Origin of the sequence: Streptomyces sp. NK08204 (genome assembly GCF_020400585.1) — a bacterium.
Lineage (GTDB): Bacteria > Actinomycetota > Actinomycetes > Streptomycetales > Streptomycetaceae > Streptomyces.
In genome coordinates this window covers 37713-55596 of record NZ_JAINVF010000020.1, presented here as the reverse complement: position 1 = coordinate 55596, position 17884 = coordinate 37713, and the positions used below count along the sequence as shown (strand labels likewise).

Here is a 17884-nt window from a genome sequence, read left to right as displayed (position 1 = left end):
GGCCGACGGCCGGGTTCCCCTCCAGACGAGCTTCAACACTGCAAGGAGCCGCACCTGTGAGCAGTGCCGACGACCTGACTACCCGCACCGCGACGACCAGCACCGCGCTGCGCGCCGACATCCGGCGACTGGGTGACCTCCTCGGCGAGACCCTCGTCCGGCAGGAGGGCCCCGAGCTCCTCGAACTGGTCGAGAAGGTCCGCCGCCTCACCCGCGAGGACGGCGAGGCCGCCGCCGAGCTGCTGCGCGGGACCGAACTGCAGACCGCCGCGCAGCTGGTCCGCGCCTTCTCCACCTACTTCCACCTGGCCAACGTCACCGAGCAGGTGCACCGCGGCCGTGAGCTGCGCGCCAGGCGCGCCGCCGAGGGCGGACTGCTCGCCCGCACCGCCGACCGCCTGAAGGACGCCGACCCCGAGCACCTCCGGCAGACGGTCGAGCACCTGAACGTCCGCCCGGTGTTCACCGCACACCCCACCGAGGCCGCGCGCCGGTCGGTCCTCAACAAGCTCCGGCGCATCGCCGAGCTGCTGGACACCCCCGTCCTCGACTCCGACCGCCGTCGCCACGACATCCGCCTCGCCGAGAACATCGACCTGGTGTGGCAGACGGACGAGCTGCGCGTGGTGCGCCCCGAGCCCGCCGACGAAGCCCGCAACGCCATCTACTACCTGGACGAACTGCACGCCGGCGCCGTCGGTGACGTCCTGGAGGACCTCAGCGCGGAACTGGAGCGCGTCGGCGTCCGGCTCCCCGAGGACACCCGCCCCCTCACCTTCGGCACCTGGATCGGCGGCGACCGCGACGGCAACCCGAACGTCACGCCCCAGGTCACCTGGGACGTCCTGATCCTCCAGCACGAGCACGGCATCAACGACGCCCTGGAGACGATCGACGAGCTGCGCGGACTGCTCTCCAACTCCATCCGCTACAGCGGCGCCACCGAGGAACTCCTCACCTCCCTGGAGACCGACCTCGAGCGGCTGCCCGAGATCAGCCCCCGCTACAAGCGCCTCAACGCCGAGGAGCCCTACCGGCTCAAGGCCACCTGCATCCGGCAGAAGCTGGAGAACACCAAGCAGCGCCTCGCCAAGGGCACCCCGCACGAGGAAGGCCGTGACTACCTCGGCACCGGCGAGCTGCTCAAGGACCTGCGGATCATCCAGGCGTCCCTGCGCGAGCACCGTGGCGGCCTCTTCGCCGACGGGCGCATCAACCGCACCATCCGCACCCTGGCAGCCTTCGGCCTCCAGCTCGCCACCATGGACGTACGCGAGCACGCCGACGCCCACCACCACGCCCTCGGCCAGCTCTTCGACCGGCTCGGCGAGGAGTCCTGGCGCTACGCCGACATGCCCCGCGAGTACCGGGCCAAGCTCCTCGCCAAGGAGCTGCGTTCCCGCAGGCCGCTGGCCCCCACCCCGGCACCCGTCGACGCGGCCGGCGAGAAGACCCTCGGCGTCTTCCAGACGGTCAAGAAGGCGCTGGAGGTGTTCGGCCCGGAGGTCATCGAGTCGTACATCATCTCGATGTGCCAGGGCGCCGACGACGTCTTCGCCGCCGCCGTCCTCGCCCGCGAGGCCGGCCTCATCGACCTGCACGCCGGCTGGGCCAGGATCGGCATCGTCCCGCTGCTGGAGACCACCGACGAGCTGCGGGCCGCCGACACCATCCTCGAGGACATGCTCTCCGACCCCTCCTACCGGCGCCTGGTCGCGCTGCGCGGAGACGTCCAGGAGGTCATGCTCGGCTACTCCGACTCCTCCAAGTTCGGCGGCATCACCACCAGCCAGTGGGAGATCCACCGCGCCCAGCGCCGCCTGCGTGACGTCGCCCACCGCTACGGCGTCCGCCTCCGCCTCTTCCACGGCCGCGGCGGCACCGTGGGCCGCGGCGGCGGCCCCTCCCACGACGCCATCCTCGCCCAGCCCTGGGGCACCCTGGAGGGCGAGATCAAGGTCACCGAGCAGGGCGAGGTCATCTCCGACAAGTACCTCATCCCCTCCCTGGCCCGGGAGAACCTGGAACTGACGGTCGCGGCCACCCTGCAGGCCTCCGCGCTGCACACCGCCCCCCGTCAGTCCGACGAGGCCCTCGCCCGCTGGGACGCCGCCATGGACGTCGTCTCCGACGCCGCCCACGCCGCCTACCGCGGTCTGGTCGAGGACCCCGACCTGCCCGCCTACTTCTTCGCCTCCACCCCCGTCGACCAGCTCGCCGAACTGCACCTCGGGTCCAGGCCCTCGCGGCGTCCCGACTCGGGCGCCGGCCTGGACGGCCTGCGCGCCATCCCCTGGGTGTTCGGCTGGACCCAGTCCCGGCAGATCGTCCCCGGCTGGTACGGCGTCGGCTCCGGCCTCAAGGCGCTGCGCGAGGCCGGCCTGGACACCGTCCTGGACGAGATGCACGAGCAGTGGCACTTCTTCCGCAACTTCATCTCCAACGTCGAGATGACGCTGGCGAAGACGGACCTCCGCATCGCCCAGCACTACGTCGACACCCTCGTCCCGGACGAGCTCAAGCACGTGTTCGACACCATCAGGGCCGAACACGAACTGACCGTCCGCGAGGTGCTGCGGGTGACCGGCGAGGAGGAACTCCTCGACGCCCAGCCGGCGCTCCGGCAGACCCTGACCATCCGCGACGCCTACCTGGACCCGATCTCCTACCTCCAGGTCACCCTGCTCAAGCGCCAGCGCGACGCGGTGGCCGCGGGCGCCGAGCCCGACCCGCTGCTCTCCCGCGCCCTGCTCCTCACGGTCAACGGCGTGGCGGCGGGCCTGCGCAACACCGGCTGACCCCTCTCCGAACGACGGTGCCCCGGGGTCGTACGACCCCGGGGCACCGCCCGTTTCCGGCCCGCGTCAGCCCTGCCGAACCCTCCGGCGCCGCACCACCGGGCAGGCGCCCGCGCCCACCACCATGCTGCACGGCGTCACTGCAACGCCAGGAACGCCGCCGTCAGCAGCGCCGCACCGAAGCCGCCCAGCACCCACGCCGCCCGCGTCAGCCGCATCCCGCCCGCGACCACCACCGCGGCCAGCAGCAGCGCCCCGCCGAGCGGCGCCCAGGCGTACAGGATCCCCGCGGGTCCGGACCGCACCGCGTCCCCGGTCCCGGGCTTGAGGACGACGTCGTACGTCCGCCCCTTGCGCACCGCCACGGACTTCTCGAGCATCACGTCCCGCCGGGCCGCCGCGCCCGCGGACACCGGCGTGAACGGACCCGTGCACCGGCTGCCGGCGCAGCGCACCACCTTCACCGTGCCGCGCTCACGCCCCTTCGTCAGCATCACGTGCTGCGCGGTCCCCCAGGAGGCCCACACCCCGCCGATGAGGATCAGCGCGGCGATCGCACCCGCCGCGCCGACGCGTCCGAACCGCAACGCGGTCTGGGAGGCCTGGCGGACGGTGACGGCTGTGGCAGGCATGGCCGGGATCATACGCCCGGTGCGCTCAGGAGTTGTAGGCGCTCTGCGCCCGCTCCAGCCCCTCGGTCACCAGGCACTCCACCGAGTCCGCCGCCCGGTCCACGAAGTAGTCCAGCTCCTTGCGCTCCGCCGAGGAGAAGTCCTTCAGCACGAAGTCCGCGACCTGCATCCGCCCCGGCGGTCGGCCGATCCCGAACCGGACCCGGTGGTAGTCCGCGCCCATCGCCTTCGTCATCGACTTGAGCCCGTTGTGCCCGTTGTCCCCGCCGCCCAGCTTCAGGCGCAGGGTGCCGTAGTCGATGTCCAGCTCGTCGTGGATCGCGACGATGTTCGCCACCGGCACCTTGTAGAAGTCGCGCAGCGCGTTGACCGGGCCGCCCGACAGGTTCATGTACGACATGGGCTTGGCGAGGATCACCCGGCGGTTCGCCGGCCCGACCGGGCCGATCCGCCCCTCCAGCACCTGCGCCTGGGCCTTGCCCGCTCGCTTGAACTTGCCCCCGATCCGCTCCGCGAGCAGGTCCGCGACCATGAAGCCGACGTTGTGCCGGTTCATGGCGTACTCCGGCCCGGGATTACCGAGCCCGACGATGAGCCAGGGGGCGCTGGCAGGGGTGGTCACGTCCATGTCTCCTTATGCAACAGCCGCTGCTCCCTCAAGGGAAGCAGCGGCTGGAGCGAATTACCGCTACCGCTGTGGTACCGACGGGGGCGCTACGGCCCGACCGTCGATCAGGCCTCGGTGCCCTCGGCGGCCTCGGCGCCCTCGCCCTCCGCGGCCTCCTCGGCCTGCGCCTGCAGGACCTGCAGCACGACCGCGTCCTCCTCGACGGCGAGCACGACGCCGTTCGGCAGGGCGATGTCCTTGGCGAGGACGGAGGCACCGGCCTCCAGGCCCTCGACGGAGACGGTGAGCGCCTCGGGGATGTGGGTGGCCTCGGCCTCGACCGGCAGCGCGTTCAGGACGTGCTCCAGCAGGTTGCCGCCCGGGGCCAGCTCGCCCTCGGTGTGCACCGGAACCTCGACCGTGACCTTCTCGCCACGCTTGACCAGCAGCAGGTCGACGTGCTCCAGGAAGCCCTTCAGCGGGTCGCGCTGAACGGCCTTCGGGATCGCCAGCTCGTTGGTCTTGCCGTCGATGTCCAGGGAGATCAGGACGTTCGGCGTGCGCAGCGCCAGCAGCAGCTCGTGGCCCGGCAGGGTCAGGTGCAGCGGCTCGGAGCCGTGGCCGTAGAGAACACCGGGGACCTTGCTGTCGCGGCGGATGCGGCGGGCGGCACCCTTGCCGAACTCGGTGCGGGTCTCGGCGGTGAGCTTCACCTCGGACATGTGGATCACTCCTCGTAGGACGTCGGAACGATGGGGGTCCCCCCTGCTCCCTGGAGCTCGGGGGAGGTCACCCGGCCACGAACGGCCTGCTACGAAGAGCGCGTCGATTACGGACCGCCGTACCTCGTCGGAACAACGAGTACGGCCTCCCTCGCCGAGCAACTGCAGCAGTCTACTCGGCAGGGGAGGCCACACCCAAAAAGATCTTCCGTCAGCGCCTGCTCAGGCGTTGCAGAAACCTCACTGCTCGTCGAAGAGGCTGGTCACCGAGCCGTCCTCGAACACCTCACGCACCGCGCTCGCGATCGTCGGAGCGATCGACAGCACCTTGATCTTGTCCAGGTCCCGGCCCAGCTCCGACGGCGTCGGCAGCGTGTTCGTGAACACGAACTCGCTCACGCGGGAGTTCTTCAGCCGGTCCGCCGCCGGGCCGGAGAGCACACCGTGCGTGGCGGTGACGATGACGTCCTCGGCGCCGTGCGCGAACAGCGCGTCGGCCGCCGCGCAGATCGTGCCACCGGTGTCGATCATGTCGTCGACCAGGACGCACACGCGGCCCTTGACCTCACCCACGACCTCGTGGACGGTCACCTGGTTCGCCACGTCCTTGTCGCGGCGCTTGTGCACGATCGCCAGCGGCGCGCCGAGCCGGTCGCACCACCGGTCCGCGACGCGCACGCGGCCGGCGTCCGGGGAGACGACCGTCAGCTTGTCGCGGTCCACCTTCTCGCCCACGTAGTCCGCGAGGAGCGGAAGCGCGAACAGATGGTCGACGGGCCCGTCGAAGAAGCCCTGGATCTGGTCCGTGTGCAGGTCGACCGTCAGGATCCGGTCGGCCCCCGCGGTCTTCATCAGGTCCGCGATCAGACGCGCCGAGATCGGTTCACGACCCCGGTGCTTCTTGTCCTGCCGTGCGTAACCGTAGAACGGCACGATCACCGTGATGGAGCGCGCCGACGCGCGCTTCAGCGCGTCGATCATGATCAGCTGCTCCATGATCCACTGGTTGATCGGAGCCGTGTGGCTCTGGATCACGAAGCAGTCCGCGCCGCGGGCCGACTCCTGGTAGCGGACGTAGATCTCGCCGTTGGCGAAATCGAAGGCCTTCGTCGGGACGACCCCGACACCCAGCTGGTGGGCGACCTCCTCGGCAAGCTCGGGGTGGGCGCGGCCGGAGAAGAACATCAACTTCTTCTCGCCGGTCGTCTTGATCCCGGTCACAGCACTGTCTCCTCAGAGGTTCTCAGCCAGCCGGCTGCTCGCGACCTCTCGGCTGGGCGCGAGAGGCCGTACCAGCTGGTAGGGGGGTGCGGGGTGCACGTGTGCGGATGTGCACTTATCACGGTACGCCGTGTCCGGCGCACCTGTTTCCGGTCAGTCCTCGGCCACGCCCTGCCGGGAAGCCGTCTCGGCCGCCTTCGCCGCCGCGCTCCCCGGGCGCTTACGGGCCACCCAGCCCTCGATATTCCGCTGCTGACCACGGGCCACGGCCAGCGAACCGGCCGGCACATCCTTCGTGATCACGGATCCGGCGGCGGTGTACGCACCGTCCCCGACCGTGACAGGAGCCACAAACATGTTGTCCGAACCCGTACGGCAATGCGACCCGATCGTGGTGTGGTGCTTGTCCTGACCGTCGTAGTTCACGAACACGCTCGCGGCGCCGATGTTCGTGTGCTCGCCGATCGTCGCGTCACCGACGTACGACAGATGCGGAACCTTCGTCCCTTCCCCGATGGAGGCGTTCTTCGTCTCCACGTAGGTCCCGACCTTCGCCTTCAGGCCGAGCCGCGTACCCGGGCGCAGGTAGGCGTACGGCCCCACGCTCGCCTGCGGCCCGACCACCGCCCCGTCGGACACGGTGTTGTCCACCCGCGCCCCGGCGCCGACCGCGGTGTCCTTCAGCCGGCAGTTCGGCCCGACCTCCGCACCCTCGCCCAGGTGCGTCGAGCCCGTCAGCTGGGTCCCCGGGTGCACCACCGCGTCCCGTTCGAAGGTCACGGTCACGTCCACCCAGGTGGTCGCCGGGTCGACCACCGTCACGCCGTCGAGCATCGCGCGCGTCAGCAGACGGTCGTTCAGGGTGCGGCGGGCCTCGGCGAGCTGCACCCGGTTGTTGATCCCGGCGATCTCCCGGTGGTCACCGGCGACCGAGGCACCCACCCGGTGCCCGGCCCCGCGCAGGATCCCGAGAACGTCGGTCAGGTACTCCTCGCCCTGGCTGTTGTCCGTCCGCACCTTCTTCAGCGCGTCCGCCAGCAACTGCCCGTCGAAGGCGAACACCCCGCTGTTGATCTCCCGGATCGCCCGCTGGGCGTCGGTGGCGTCCTTGTGCTCGACGATCGCGGTCACAGCGCCGGTCGCGTCGTCGCGCACGATCCGCCCGTACCCGGTGGCGTCCGGCACCTCGGCGGTCAGCACGGTCACGGCGTTGCCGTCGGCGTGGTGGGTGGCGGCGAGCTGCGCCAGGGTGTCACCGGTGAGCAGCGGGGTGTCCCCGCACACGACCACGACGGTCCCGGCGACCGACCCGCCCAGCTCCTCCAGAGCCATCCGCACGGCGTGCCCGGTCCCGTTCTGCTGGGCCTGCACGGCGGTGCGCACACCGGGGTCGATCTCGCCCAGGTGCGCGGTGACCTGCTCACGGGCGTGGCCGACGACGACGACCAGGTTCTCGGGTTCCAACTCGCGCGCGGCGGCGAGCACGTGGCCCACCAGGGAACGGCCGCAGATCTGGTGCAGGACCTTCGGTGTGGCCGACTTCATACGGGTGCCCTCACCCGCTGCGAGAACGACGACGGCTGCCGGGCGAATGGCGCTCACGGGGTTGCCCTTCGGCTCTTGATGGGTGGGGGTGACAGCCGCAGGATACCGGGGTGTTTCGTGCAGGACATGAGAGCGGGCCCTGACAGTGCTGTCAGGGCCCGTGGGCAAGCAGCTCCCCCATCAGGATTCGAACCTGAACTTAAGGGACCAAAACCCTCAGTGCTGCCTGGTTACACCATGGGGGACAGAACTCGGCCGAACCCGACATCTCGTCAGGCCGCCGATTCGGCACCCCACACTATGCCGTACCAAGACCCTCCGATGCGACGGTGCAAGTCGGCTCCCCCCAGGACTTTGATCACGGGGCAGCCGCGGTGGTCGTCGTCGGTGCTCACGTGCACCGCTCGCACCGTCCGCGGGAACGGATCGTTCCGGAGTGTTCCGGAGTCGAACGGATGAGGTTCAGCAGTTCGATGGACAAGGATGGTTTTCGCTGCCGTTCGATTACGGGGTGTGGTGTAGGCCAGTAGGGGAAAGTCACCGGAAAAGCGCCCCTGGGCGCCCGTAGGCTGGACGTATGACCACGACGGGGGAAGACCACGCCAGGGCACTGAACGGGCCCTGGTGGTGGGCGCGGTGGCGCAGTGCGGTGCTCGACGGGAGTCTCGCGCTGGTGTCTGCGGTGGAGTGCAGCGCGGAGGGAGTTCCGTTCGCCCGGGACGCGGGGATCCCGGCGTCGGCGGGGATCGTGTTCGGGCTGCTCACCGGTTCGGCCCTGCTGCTGCGGCGGAAGTGGCCGATCGCCGTCGTGCTGGTCGCCATCGCGATCACACCGGCCCAGATGGGCTTCCTGATGGGCATCGTCGGTCTGTACACGCTGGCCGCGGCGGAGCTGCCGCGGCGGATCATCGGCTCGCTGGCGGGGATGTCGCTGCTCGCCACGCTGATCGTGACGTTCGTACGGGTACGGCAGGACATGGCGCGGGGGGATCTCACCCTCGGTGACTGGTTCGTACCGTTCGCGGCGATCGCGACCTCGCTGGGGCTGACGGCTCCGCCGGTGCTCCTGGGGTTGTACGTCGGCGCGCGGCGGCGCCTGATGGAGAGCCTGCGCGAGCGCGCCGACAGTCTGGAACGGGAGCTTCAGTTGCTCGCGGAGCGGGCGGAGGAGCGCGCCGAGTGGGCGCGCAGCGAGGAGCGGACGCGGATCGCGCGGGAGATGCACGACGTGGTCGCGCATCGGGTGAGCCTGATGGTGGTGCATGCCGCCGCGCTGCAGGCCGTGGCGCGCAAGGACCCGGAGAAGGCCGTGAAGAACGCGGCGCTGGTGGGGGACATGGGCCGGCAGGCGCTCACCGAGCTGCGGGAGATGCTCGGGGTGCTGCGGGCGGGGGACGGTGGCGACGGCGTGGAGCGGTCCTCGTCGTCGGTGCCGTTGGCGGTGGTGCGGGCGGCTGCCGCGCAGGCGGCGTCCCGGGCCGTCGACGAGGACGTGGTGGACGTGGTCGGTGACGGGCCGTGTCTGTCGGAGCTGGAGGAGCTGATCGGGCAGTCGGCGGCGGCGGGGATGGTCGTGGACCTGTCGGTCGAGGGGGAGGTGCGGTCGTATGCGGCGGAGATCGAGCAGACGGCGTACCGGGTGGTGCAGGAGGCGCTGACGAACGCCCACAAGCACGCGGCGGGCGCGAAGACGTACGTGCGGCTGGCGCACCGGGTCTCGGAGATCGCGATGCAGGTGGAGAACGAGCCGCCTCCGGAGCCGGCGTCGGCGTCGGCGGGGCTGCCGTCGGGAGGCAACGGGCTCCTGGGGATGCGGGAGCGGGTGCTCGGGCTGGGCGGTGTGTTCGTGTCGGGGCCGACGGACGCGGGGGGCTTCCGGGTGTCGGCGGTGATTCCGGCGGTGTAGGGGCCCTGGCGGCGCAGGGGCCCCCGGGTCAGCCCGCCGTGAGGCGTGCCGGTGTGATGCCCGTGACGAGGGCGGTCAGGGCCCGGTCGATGTCCGGGCCGACGTACCAGTCGCCGGTGTGGTCGAGGGCGTAGACCCGGCCCTCGGTGTCGATGGCGAGCAGGGCGCCGGTGTCGGTCTCCGCGCCCAGGGGGCACAGTTCCGTGCCGAGGGCGCGGCCGAGGTCGCCGAGGGTGCGGGCGAGGTGGAGGCCGTGCAGCGGGTCGAGGTGCAGGAGCGCGGGGGCGACCTGGCGGCCCGGGCCGGTGGGGCTGATGCGCAGGCCGCCGAACTCGGCCCAGGCCTCGACGGCGGCGGGGAACACGGCGTGGGTGTGCCCGGCGGGCGAGGTGTGCTCGCGCAGGGTGTCGGCCCAGACCTCGGCCTGCTTGATGTCCCAGCGTCCGGGCTGCCAGCCCGCGCCGCGCAGGGCGGTGTCGACGAGTACGGGGAAGCGCGAGGAGGAGGCGGCGGCGCGGTCGGGATGCATCTGCCCTTCGTTCATTCGTGAAGCGTGGTGCCGGACGGGTCGGCCGTCAGCCTGGTCGTACGCCGGCCCGATCGGTCGGCAGCGGTTCAGCCGCCGGCCGTGTCGGGGTTGACGATGTGGACGCCGAAGTGGGCGCTGAGGGCCGTGCAGGCGCGGCAGGGGGTGGCGAAGCCGCCGTGCAGGGGATCGCCGTCCTCGCGTATGTGGCGGGCGGTGAGCTTGGCCTGCTTGAGGGCTTTCCGGGCCTCGCCGTTGGTCATGGGTTTGCGCGCGGCGCGTTTGCTGCGGGCGGTGTCGGCGGCGGTGATGTGCCGGGAGATGAGGATGGTCTCGGCGCAGCGGCCGGTGAAGCGGTCGCGCTGGGCGCTGGTGAGGGTGTCGAGGAAGTCCTGGACGAGGGGGTGCAGGGGCGGGGGCTGGTCGCCGCGGGCGGCGGTGCCGGTGAGGGTGGCGCCGCGCACGGAGAGGGCGGCGGCGACGGTGGGCAGGATGCCGTCGCGGCGGTGCAGGAGGGCCGGGGCGGGGGGCGTGCCGGTGCCGCTCCAGCCGATACGAGGGTCGCCGGCCCGCACGCTCGTACCTCCGGTCCGCAGAGTAGTCATTGATCCGTCTTCCCTCCCAAGGCATCCCCCCGAAGGACACAGGGTGCCAAATGCCGTCGCTGGTCCGGAAGCTGGGGCGGCCCGACACGCCAGGGCCGGTGCCGGTCGTCACGGTGGGGTGACGGCTGGTCACGCCAAGCGTCAGCAGTGGTGTTCGGTAGCGGCGGTGGGCCGGTGACCGGGGTGCGTGTACCGCATAGGCTGTCGCCATCCGCGAACGACACCGCCGCTTAAGGCCAGAGAGAACGCCGCAGGGGGCTACCGCCATGACGACAGGTCGGCTCGGGCAGCAAGCCGCGCCGCCGAACGCGGCCTACGCCGGGCAGGTTGTGCACTTCCCGGATCCGGTCCGGGCGGCACGTCACCCGAGAGGGGTACGTGTGGACGAGCGCGGTTACCCGGATTTCTCGCCCTACGCGCGCGTGGCGGTGGAGATCGCCGAGCCGCCGGAGGGCTTCGGCGTCGACGAGTTGCGGCTGACGGACTTTGTGTCAGCGAACGCCGCGCTGGCCGCGTCGCGGCACGAGTTGTGGGACACCGTGCCGGACGTGGCGACGCCGCACGGCTGGACGTGGCACCACGTGGCCGGCACGCGGCGGCTGGAGCTGGTTCCGGTCGAGGTCAAGGCGTTGCTGCGGCACCACGGTGGGGTGGCGACGGCCCGGGTGGACCATGCCAAGCGGGGCACACGGCCGTTGCAGGAGACGCGTCCGGCGCACTTCGGGCTGCCGAAGTCGGGTGTGGCGGTGACGGAGTCGCAGGTCCAGGGTGTGGAGGAGGACCTGGGGTACCGCCTGCCGGGCGCCTACCGCTCCTTCCTGAAGGCGGCGGGCGGTTGCGCGCCGGTGGGCACGGCGCTCGACGCCGAGCTGGGGCTGCTGCTGGACCAGCCGTTCTTCACCGTGCGCGACGAGGCGGCGGTCAACGACCTGGTGTACGTGAACAAGTGCCTGCGTGACCACCTGACGAAGGACTACCTCGGTGTCGCCTTCGCCCAGGGCGGTCTGCTCGCGGTGAAGGTGAAGGGCGAGCGGGTCGGTTCGGTGTGGTTCTGCGCGTACGACGACGCGGGCGACACGGATCCGTCGTGGTCGCCGGCGGAGCGGGTGGAGCGGTTGCTGCGGCCGTGCGGTGACGACTTCGACGCGTTCCTCGCGCGACTGGCCGGTAATCCGCCGGAGTTGGAGACGGTGGCGAACCTGATGGTGGACGGCGGTTTCGCACGTGTCGTTCCGGTGACGTCCGGCCAGGCGGCGTCCGGCCCGGTGGGGGAGTGAGCTTCCGATGGTGACCTACGCGCAGGCGCAGGAGCGCGCCGAGGAGTGGATCAACGGCGACGTCCCGGTGTACCAGCACCGCGAGGTGCGGGTACGGGAGTTCGAGCTGGGCTTCGTCGTGTGGGGCGAGGACCGTGCGGAGGGCCCGCGTTCGGACGCGGGCGGGCAGCGGCTGGTCATCGCCCGGGACACCGGGGATGCCACGCTGTGGCCGGCTCTGCCGGTGGGTGAGGTGATCCGCCGGTACGAGGAGGAGTACGGCCGCGCCGACGAGCCCCGGGACGCGGTTCAGCGCCCGCCGGCCGCCCGCGTCGACCTGAACCAGACGTCGTTCCTGCTGACTCCTCCGGAGTGGCTGCAGGAGGCGGCGGACAAGATGGGCATCCCGGACCGCCGCTCGCACGACGAGGGGCGTGCGGCGGGGTCGGGCGTGGGTGCCGGGCCGGCGGAGACCCGGGCCGGTGTGCCGGCGGGGCCGGCCGGTCCGGGCGCTGTCGCCGGGGCCGGCAGTGGGGCCTCCTGGCCCGCGGCGGGTTCCGGCGCGCAGGCCGCGGGAGTGCCTGCTGCGGGGCAGGGTGGGGCGGACGCGCCTCCCGGGGCCACGCCCTGGGCCGGTACGGACACGAACGCGGACGCGGACGCCGGGGAGGACCGCTCGGTGCCGCTGCCCGCGACGGTCTTCGCACCGCCGCTCAGCGACTCGGACGAGCCCGTGCCGCATCCGCCGGCCGCCGCGCCGGACGCGAAGACGGCATTGATGTCGGGCGGCAGCCAGCTGCCGCCGACGGCGGTCGCCCCGGCGCTCGATGTCTCGAACGCGCCGGGCGCGCAGAACTTCCCGCCGCCCGGCGGTACGCCCGCACCTGGGGCGCCGCAGGGCAGTACGCCTCCGCCTCCGGGTGCTGCGCCGCACGGCTATCCCGGTGCGCCGGGCGGTCCCGGTACGCCCCCGCCGGGTGTGCCCATGGCGCCTCCCGGCGGTCCTGGCGTGCCGGGTGCGCCGCAGGGCAGTACGCCTCCGCCTCCGCATCCGGGTGCTCCGTCGTACGGCTACCCGTCGGCGCCGGGCGGCGCCCCGGACGCGTCGCAGCAGCCTGCGGGTCCGGGTGGCCCGGGGCGGCGGCTCGCGCCGAACGCCGGGGAGATCGCGGACGCCGCCACGAGCAAGGCCGCACCGCCGCCGAAGAAGGCGCGCGGTGGAGCGGGAGCACCGCCTCCTCCGCCGGGCGTCCCCGGTGCGCCGGGCGCACGCCCTGGCGGCCCGACGGCGCCTGCCGCGCCGGGTACGCCTGCGGGCGGGTACGTGCCGACGCAGCTGGTGTCGGCGCTCGGGCCCGAAGGACCGGACGCGCCGGGCGCCCCCAACCCGCCTGCCCCGCCCGCCGCGCCGGGCGGTACGCCTCCGGGCGGTGTGCACTACGCGGCCACGATGCTGGCCGACCCGAGCCAGATGGGTGGCATGCCTCCTGCTCCGGGTGCCCCGCAGCCTCCGGGCGTTCCTGGTGTGCCTCCTGTTCCGGGTGCCCCGCAGCCTCCGGGCGTTCCCGGTGTGCCCCCGGCTACGGGTGCCCCCGGTGTGCCCCCGGCTCCCGGCGGGCAGGGCGCCGGGGGGCGTGGAGCCGTGCATCACGCGGAGACCGTGCTGGCCGCGCCTCCCGTGGGCGGGCCGGGCGCACCTCCGCCGCCGCCCGCGCCCGGCATGGTCGGCGCTCCGGGCGCCCCCGGGGTGCCCCCGGGTGCTCCGCAGCCCATGCCGCCGGGTGCGATGCCGCCGCCGGGCATGCCCGTGCCGGGGCAGCCGCCGGCGTACGGGTATCCGCAGCAGCCCACCGGACAGCCGACGGTCGGCCCCGGCTACCAGGCCGTGCTGCGCTACCGCGCGCAGGACGGCTCCGAACAGCAGCTGATCCGGCGCTCGGCGCCGGGTACGCCGCACCCGGAGTGGCAGATCTTCCACGAGCTGCGGGCGATGAACGTGCCGCCGGACCAGGTGCTGGAGCTGCACACGGAGCTGGAGTCGTGCGAGCTGCCGGGTGCCTACTGCGCGCGCATGATCCGGGAGCAGTGGCCGCAGGCGCGCATCGCGAGCATCGCGCCGTACGGCACGGATCACGCGAGCCGGCAGCAGGGCATGCAGCAGCTGCTCGCCCATCAGGGTGAGTTGCACCAGGTCGCGGACGGTCCCGCCCGCCTGGCTCCGGTGCGGGCGCCGCTGCCGCCGGTGCAGCCCGCGCCGCCCGTACCGCCGGAGGGCATCGCGCAGGAGCTGGCGGCGGCCTTCGGGCCGGGCGTGTTCCGGTTCGAGCAGCAGGCGGTGTCGCGGCAAGGTGTGCCGCCGATCGTGGCGCACACCCTGGTCGCGGCCGGACTGCCGGTGGACATGGGCCCGTTCTTCTGGGCGCAGGCCCAGCCGGGCCGCCCGGTGCCGACGCTGGCGGAGCTGGCCGCCGAGCGCGGGGTGCAGGCGGCCGTGGACGCCGGGTCGTACCTCGTCATGGGCAGCGACTTCGGCAAGGCGATCTGCGTGCAGTACGGCACCGCGCACATCGTGGCCGTGCCCATGGAGGCGGGACCCGGCGGGGCGCCCGTGCCACCGCAGTTCGTCAACACCGGGTTGCCGGAGTTCGCGCGCTGCCTGGCGCTGCTGGGCCGGATGTGGCGGCTCAGGTTCGGCCTGAACCAGGAGCAGGCGGGCCGCTGGACCGTGGACTTCCAGGCCCAGCTGGCCGCCCTGGACCCGGCGGCGCTCGGTTCGCCGGAGACCTGGTGGTCGGTGCTGCTGGAGCAGATGTGGGACGGGCTGCTGTAGCCGCCTGTCGAGGGATCCCGGCCTGCCCGTCGAGCTGTCCCGCCCCGCACGCGCACGCGTGCGGGGCGGCGGCTTTTCCGGAGGGCTGATCCCCGTAAGCGATTCGACCGTTTCATTCCTCTTCACCCCGTGACGCGACTATGGAGTGTCGCGTTATGAACACTTACGCCCGATCCATCAAGATGTGCGCGAAATCAGCCTGTCGTGCATGTCCGCGGAGAGGGGTTGCCAGGGTGAGCAGCGCAGGGATGACGCCGTACGGCTTCGTGACCGTCCGGGGACGCGGCTACCGCCCCGATCAGGTCGACGCGTACACGGAGGCGCTGTCCCGGGACCGGGACGCCTCCTGGGAGCGCGCCGCGCGGCTGACCGTGCTCGCCAAGGACATGGAGGCGGAGACCGCGCGGCTGCGCGAGACCGTCGCACAGCTCGCGCCGCAGACGTACGAGTCGCTCGGAGAGCGCGCACGGCGCGTGTTCCAGCTGGCGCTCGAAGAGGCAGCGGCCCTGCGGGAACACGCGCGGCGCGAGGCGCGCCAGCAGGTCGCACAGGCCGAGGCGCACGCGGACGACGTACGCCGGGCGGCGCAGGAGGCGGCGGACGCGCTCCGCGCGGAAGCCGAGGAACGCTCCCGCCGGCGGCTCCTCGCGGCGCGTGCCGAGGCCGACGACATCCGGGTCGGCGCCCGGCGCGAGGTGAAGGAGTGGCGCGGGGAGGCGCTCGCCGCGTTGCGCGAGGTGCGGCAGCGCACCACTGGCATGCTTGCCGAGCAGTCCAGGGAGCACGCCGAGCGCTGGGCCGCGGCCGAACGCGAGGAGGCCGAAGCCGTGGCCGCGCTGGAGGCCCGCCACGCCGAGCGGGCGAGCCGGGCCGAGGCCGCGCTGTCCGAGGCGAAGCGGGCGTTCGGGGAGGCCGAGGAGTCCGCGCGTCGCTGTCAGGAGGAGGCACGCACGCGTGCCGCCGAGATCGTCGCGGACGCCCGTCTGCGTGCGGAACGCATCGCCCGCGAGACGGAACGGGTCCTGCGCGAGCACGGCGAGACCTGGGACGACGTACGGGCGCAGATGGACCAGGTACGCAACAGCCTGATCTCACTGACGGGCCGGGCGGCCCTGGATTAGCGACCGCCTGCGGCGTGGCGCCGCGTCAACTGCTCCTGCGCACCGCCCCCGCCAGGATCCAGCCCTCCACCGCCTCGTACTGGTGCCGCTGTTCCTGCGCCTCGCGGCGGCCCGAGGCGATCGTGCCGAGCCAGCCGAAGAAGAAGCCGGCCGGGATGGAGACGATGCCGGTCGTGGTGAACGGGAACCAGTTGAAGTCGGTGTGCGGGAAGGCCGACGTGGGCGAGCCGGAGACGAGGTTGGTGCCCGGCATGATCAGCAGCACGGTCAGCGTGCCCCCGATCAGGGTGCCCAGCAGTCCGCCTCGTGTGTAGCGGCGCCAGAAGAGGCCGTACACCAGGGCGGGCGCGAGCGCGGAGGCGCCCAGGCAGAAGGAGAGGGTGATCAGGGGCTGGAGGCTGTGGTGCTGCACCAGGGTGGCCAGCAGCACCGTCGGGATGCCGATGGCGAGCGCCGAGAGGCGGGCGAGGGCCATCTCGCGGCGGGCCGGCATCTCCCGCACGCGGGCCGCGAACACGTCGTGGGCCAGGGAGTTGGCGCAGGCGAGGATCATCCCGGCCACCGAGGCGAGCAGGGTCAGGAAGAGCGCGGTCGTGACCAGGGTGAACAGGAAGGTCTCCGCCGTGGACACGTCGGCGCCGAACGCCGCCCTGGAGCCCAGCAGGTACGCGGTGTTGCCCCGCGGGTCGGCCGCGGCGATCGCCGGACCGCCGACCAGAGCCGTGGCACCGAAGCCGATCACCGTGATGATGAGGACGAACAGGGCCACGATCGACACCGCCCAGGACATCGAGCGGCGCACCTGGCGGGCGCTGGACGCGGTGTACGTGCGCATGGTGACGTGCGGCAGACAGGCCCCGCCGAGCACGATGGTCAGCTGCGAGGTGATCATGTCGAGGCGGGGGTGGGCGCCGCCGCTGAACTCCAGGCCGGAGCGCAGGAAGGCCGGTCCGGCGCCGCTTCGCCGGGAGGCCGCGGTGAACAGGGCGCCGGGGTCCCAGTCGAAGCGGCGAAGGATCAGCACGGCGACCACGGCCCCCGAGCCGACCAGCATCACGATCTTCAGGATCTGGATGAGGGCGGTGCCCTTCATGCCGCCGATCGCCGCGTAACTGATCATCAGGGCGCCGAGTCCGACGACACAGCCGGTCTGCACCGACTCGTCGGAGAAGCCCAGGATGAACGCCATCAGCTGTCCGGTACCGGCCAGTTGGACCAGCATCAGCGGCACCAGCGCGGCGAGGGTCACCGCGCAGGCCGCGATCCGTACACCCCGGCCCGGCATCCGGCGGGCCAGCGCGTCACCCATGGTGAACCGGCCCGCGTTGCGCAGGGGCTCGGCCAGCAGGAACATCAGCAGCATCAGCGACAGCGCCGTACTGAGGGCGAGTACGAGCCCGTCGTAGCCGCACAGGGCGATGACCCCGCCGGTGCCGAGGACGGTGGCCGCGGAGATGTAGTCGCCGGCGATGGCGAGGCCGTTGCGCAGCGGGGACAGGGATCCGTAGCCGGTGTAGAACTCGTCGAGGTCGTCGCGGTCCGGGCCGGTCATCACGCACAGCAGCAGGGTGACGGCGGTGACGGCGGAGAACGCGACCAGGGACATGGTCTGCGAGTCGCTGCTGAGGCCGCTGAGCCCGGCGGGCGCGGGGGAGGCGGTGACGGTCATCGGTTCGCCCCTTGCCGTGCGTCCAGTTCGGCCTCCCGGCGGATGCGGTTCGCGAGCGGATCGACGTGCCGGCGCGCGGTGCGCTCGTACAGGGCTATCGCGAGGAAGGTGACCGGGAGTTGGGTGAGGGCGAGCAGGAGTCCGGCGGGGATGCCGTCGGCGACCGTGCTCGTCATGACGCCCGGGGCGCACGCGGAGAGGATCAGGAACAGCGTGAAGTAGCCGAGCGCGGTGAGCGTGGCGGTGCGCCGCTGCCGGCGGTAGGCGTTGCGCAGGACGCGCAGGTCGCTGTGGTGTCCGAAGGATGTGCGGGGCGGCCGGTGCGGGGGGTGGTGCGGTGCGGGGGACAGAGGCTGCCAGGGGTGGGTGAGGTGCTGCGCGGGGTGCGGCGGGTCGTAGGACATCCCGGGGCTCCTTGCATGGCTCGGGTCCGAAGCGGCGGACCG

Annotated in this window: 14 protein-coding genes; 5 read left to right on the top strand and 9 right to left on the bottom strand. The window is 72.4% G+C overall.

The genetic code is table 11. The annotated features are described in order from the left end of the window. Positions 1-56: 56 nt before the first annotated feature. Positions 57-2798: a phosphoenolpyruvate carboxylase gene (ppc, locus tag K7G59_RS25455; RefSeq protein WP_225838066.1), complete on the top strand. Its 2742-nt coding sequence runs from the start codon at positions 57-59 to the stop codon at positions 2796-2798. 137 nt (positions 2799-2935) lie between these two features. On the opposite strand, the gene K7G59_RS25450 is transcribed toward ppc, so the two are convergent. From K7G59_RS25450 to glmU, 5 genes are all read right to left on the bottom strand, one after another. Then, on the bottom strand, positions 2936-3442 hold the full coding sequence (locus K7G59_RS25450; protein ID WP_225838064.1) for a hypothetical protein: 507 nt from the start codon (positions 3440-3442) through the stop codon (positions 2936-2938). Positions 3443-3455: 13 nt separating this feature from the next. Beyond that, entirely contained in the window at positions 3456-4058 is a 603-nt protein-coding gene (pth, locus tag K7G59_RS25445; protein ID WP_225838061.1) for an aminoacyl-tRNA hydrolase, read from the bottom strand. 104 nt (positions 4059-4162) lie between these two features. Beyond that, positions 4163-4759, bottom strand: a complete 597-nt coding sequence (locus K7G59_RS25440) for a 50S ribosomal protein L25/general stress protein Ctc (RefSeq protein WP_225838059.1) — start codon at positions 4757-4759, stop codon at positions 4163-4165. A gap of 240 nt (positions 4760-4999) precedes the next feature. Beyond that, entirely contained in the window at positions 5000-5980 is a 981-nt protein-coding gene (locus K7G59_RS25435) for a ribose-phosphate diphosphokinase (protein ID WP_225838057.1), read from the bottom strand. Positions 5981-6133: 153 nt separating this feature from the next. Next, positions 6134-7582: a bifunctional UDP-N-acetylglucosamine diphosphorylase/glucosamine-1-phosphate N-acetyltransferase GlmU gene (gene glmU, locus K7G59_RS25430; protein WP_225838055.1), complete on the bottom strand. Its 1449-nt coding sequence runs from the start codon at positions 7580-7582 to the stop codon at positions 6134-6136. 520 nt (positions 7583-8102) lie between these two features. On the opposite strand from glmU, the gene K7G59_RS25420 reads away from it, so the two are divergent. Then, positions 8103-9431, top strand: coding sequence for a sensor histidine kinase (locus K7G59_RS25420; protein WP_225838053.1), 1329 nt, complete (start codon positions 8103-8105; stop codon positions 9429-9431). 28 nt (positions 9432-9459) lie between these two features. Here the strand turns inward: K7G59_RS25420 and K7G59_RS25415 are convergent, their stop codons facing one another. Together K7G59_RS25415 and K7G59_RS25410 are read right to left on the bottom strand one after the other, a co-directional pair. Further along, entirely contained in the window at positions 9460-9960 is a 501-nt protein-coding gene (locus K7G59_RS25415) for an SUKH-3 domain-containing protein (RefSeq protein WP_225838181.1), read from the bottom strand. Positions 9961-10046: 86 nt separating this feature from the next. Further along, positions 10047-10562 carry a YwqJ-related putative deaminase gene (locus tag K7G59_RS25410; RefSeq protein ID WP_225838051.1) on the bottom strand — a complete coding sequence of 172 codons (516 nt, stop codon included), beginning with the start codon at positions 10560-10562 and terminating at the stop codon, positions 10047-10049. 266 nt (positions 10563-10828) lie between these two features. On the opposite strand from K7G59_RS25410, the gene K7G59_RS25405 reads away from it, so the two are divergent. From K7G59_RS25405 to K7G59_RS25395, 3 genes are all read left to right on the top strand, one after another. Then, on the top strand, positions 10829-11839 hold the full coding sequence (locus tag K7G59_RS25405; protein WP_225838049.1) for an SMI1/KNR4 family protein: 1011 nt from the start codon (positions 10829-10831) through the stop codon (positions 11837-11839). Between the two features lie 7 nt (positions 11840-11846). Beyond that, the gene (locus K7G59_RS25400; RefSeq protein WP_225838047.1) at positions 11847-14648 is read left to right on the top strand and encodes an SUKH-4 family immunity protein; all 2802 of its coding nucleotides are present in this window, start codon (positions 11847-11849) and stop codon (positions 14646-14648) included. Positions 14649-14896: 248 nt separating this feature from the next. Further along, entirely contained in the window at positions 14897-15769 is an 873-nt protein-coding gene (locus K7G59_RS25395) for a DivIVA domain-containing protein (protein WP_225838180.1), read from the top strand. 25 nt (positions 15770-15794) lie between these two features. On the opposite strand, the gene K7G59_RS25390 is transcribed toward K7G59_RS25395, so the two are convergent. Both K7G59_RS25390 and K7G59_RS25385 read right to left on the bottom strand, forming a co-directional pair. Next, on the bottom strand, positions 15795-17438 hold the full coding sequence (locus K7G59_RS25390) for a cation acetate symporter (protein WP_225838045.1): 1644 nt from the start codon (positions 17436-17438) through the stop codon (positions 15795-15797). Beyond that, the gene (locus K7G59_RS25385; RefSeq protein WP_225838043.1) at positions 17435-17842 is read right to left on the bottom strand and encodes a DUF485 domain-containing protein; all 408 of its coding nucleotides are present in this window, start codon (positions 17840-17842) and stop codon (positions 17435-17437) included. Before K7G59_RS25385 ends, K7G59_RS25390 begins: the two co-directional genes overlap by 4 nt. Between the last annotated feature and the right edge of the window lie 42 nt (positions 17843-17884).

What these genes read in the sequence shown, in the direction of transcription:
- K7G59_RS25450 (WP_225838064.1), bottom strand. Translation starts at nt 3,442, where the DNA reads ATGATCCCGGCCATGCCTGCCACAGCCGTCACCGTCCGCCAGGCCTCC.
- pth (WP_225838061.1), bottom strand. Translation starts at nt 4,058, where the DNA reads ATGGACGTGACCACCCCTGCCAGCGCCCCCTGGCTCATCGTCGGGCTC.
- K7G59_RS25440 (WP_225838059.1), bottom strand. Translation starts at nt 4,759, where the DNA reads ATGTCCGAGGTGAAGCTCACCGCCGAGACCCGCACCGAGTTCGGCAAG.
- K7G59_RS25420 (WP_225838053.1), top strand. Translation starts at nt 8,103, where the DNA reads ATGACCACGACGGGGGAAGACCACGCCAGGGCACTGAACGGGCCCTGG.
- K7G59_RS25415 (WP_225838181.1), bottom strand. Translation starts at nt 9,960, where the DNA reads ATGCATCCCGACCGCGCCGCCGCCTCCTCCTCGCGCTTCCCCGTACTC.
- K7G59_RS25410 (WP_225838051.1), bottom strand. Translation starts at nt 10,562, where the DNA reads ATGACTACTCTGCGGACCGGAGGTACGAGCGTGCGGGCCGGCGACCCT.
- K7G59_RS25405 (WP_225838049.1), top strand. Translation starts at nt 10,829, where the DNA reads ATGACGACAGGTCGGCTCGGGCAGCAAGCCGCGCCGCCGAACGCGGCC.
- K7G59_RS25400 (WP_225838047.1), top strand. Translation starts at nt 11,847, where the DNA reads ATGGTGACCTACGCGCAGGCGCAGGAGCGCGCCGAGGAGTGGATCAAC.
- K7G59_RS25395 (WP_225838180.1), top strand. Translation starts at nt 14,897, where the DNA reads ATGACGCCGTACGGCTTCGTGACCGTCCGGGGACGCGGCTACCGCCCC.
- K7G59_RS25390 (WP_225838045.1), bottom strand. Translation starts at nt 17,438, where the DNA reads ATGACCGTCACCGCCTCCCCCGCGCCCGCCGGGCTCAGCGGCCTCAGC.
- K7G59_RS25385 (WP_225838043.1), bottom strand. Translation starts at nt 17,842, where the DNA reads ATGTCCTACGACCCGCCGCACCCCGCGCAGCACCTCACCCACCCCTGG.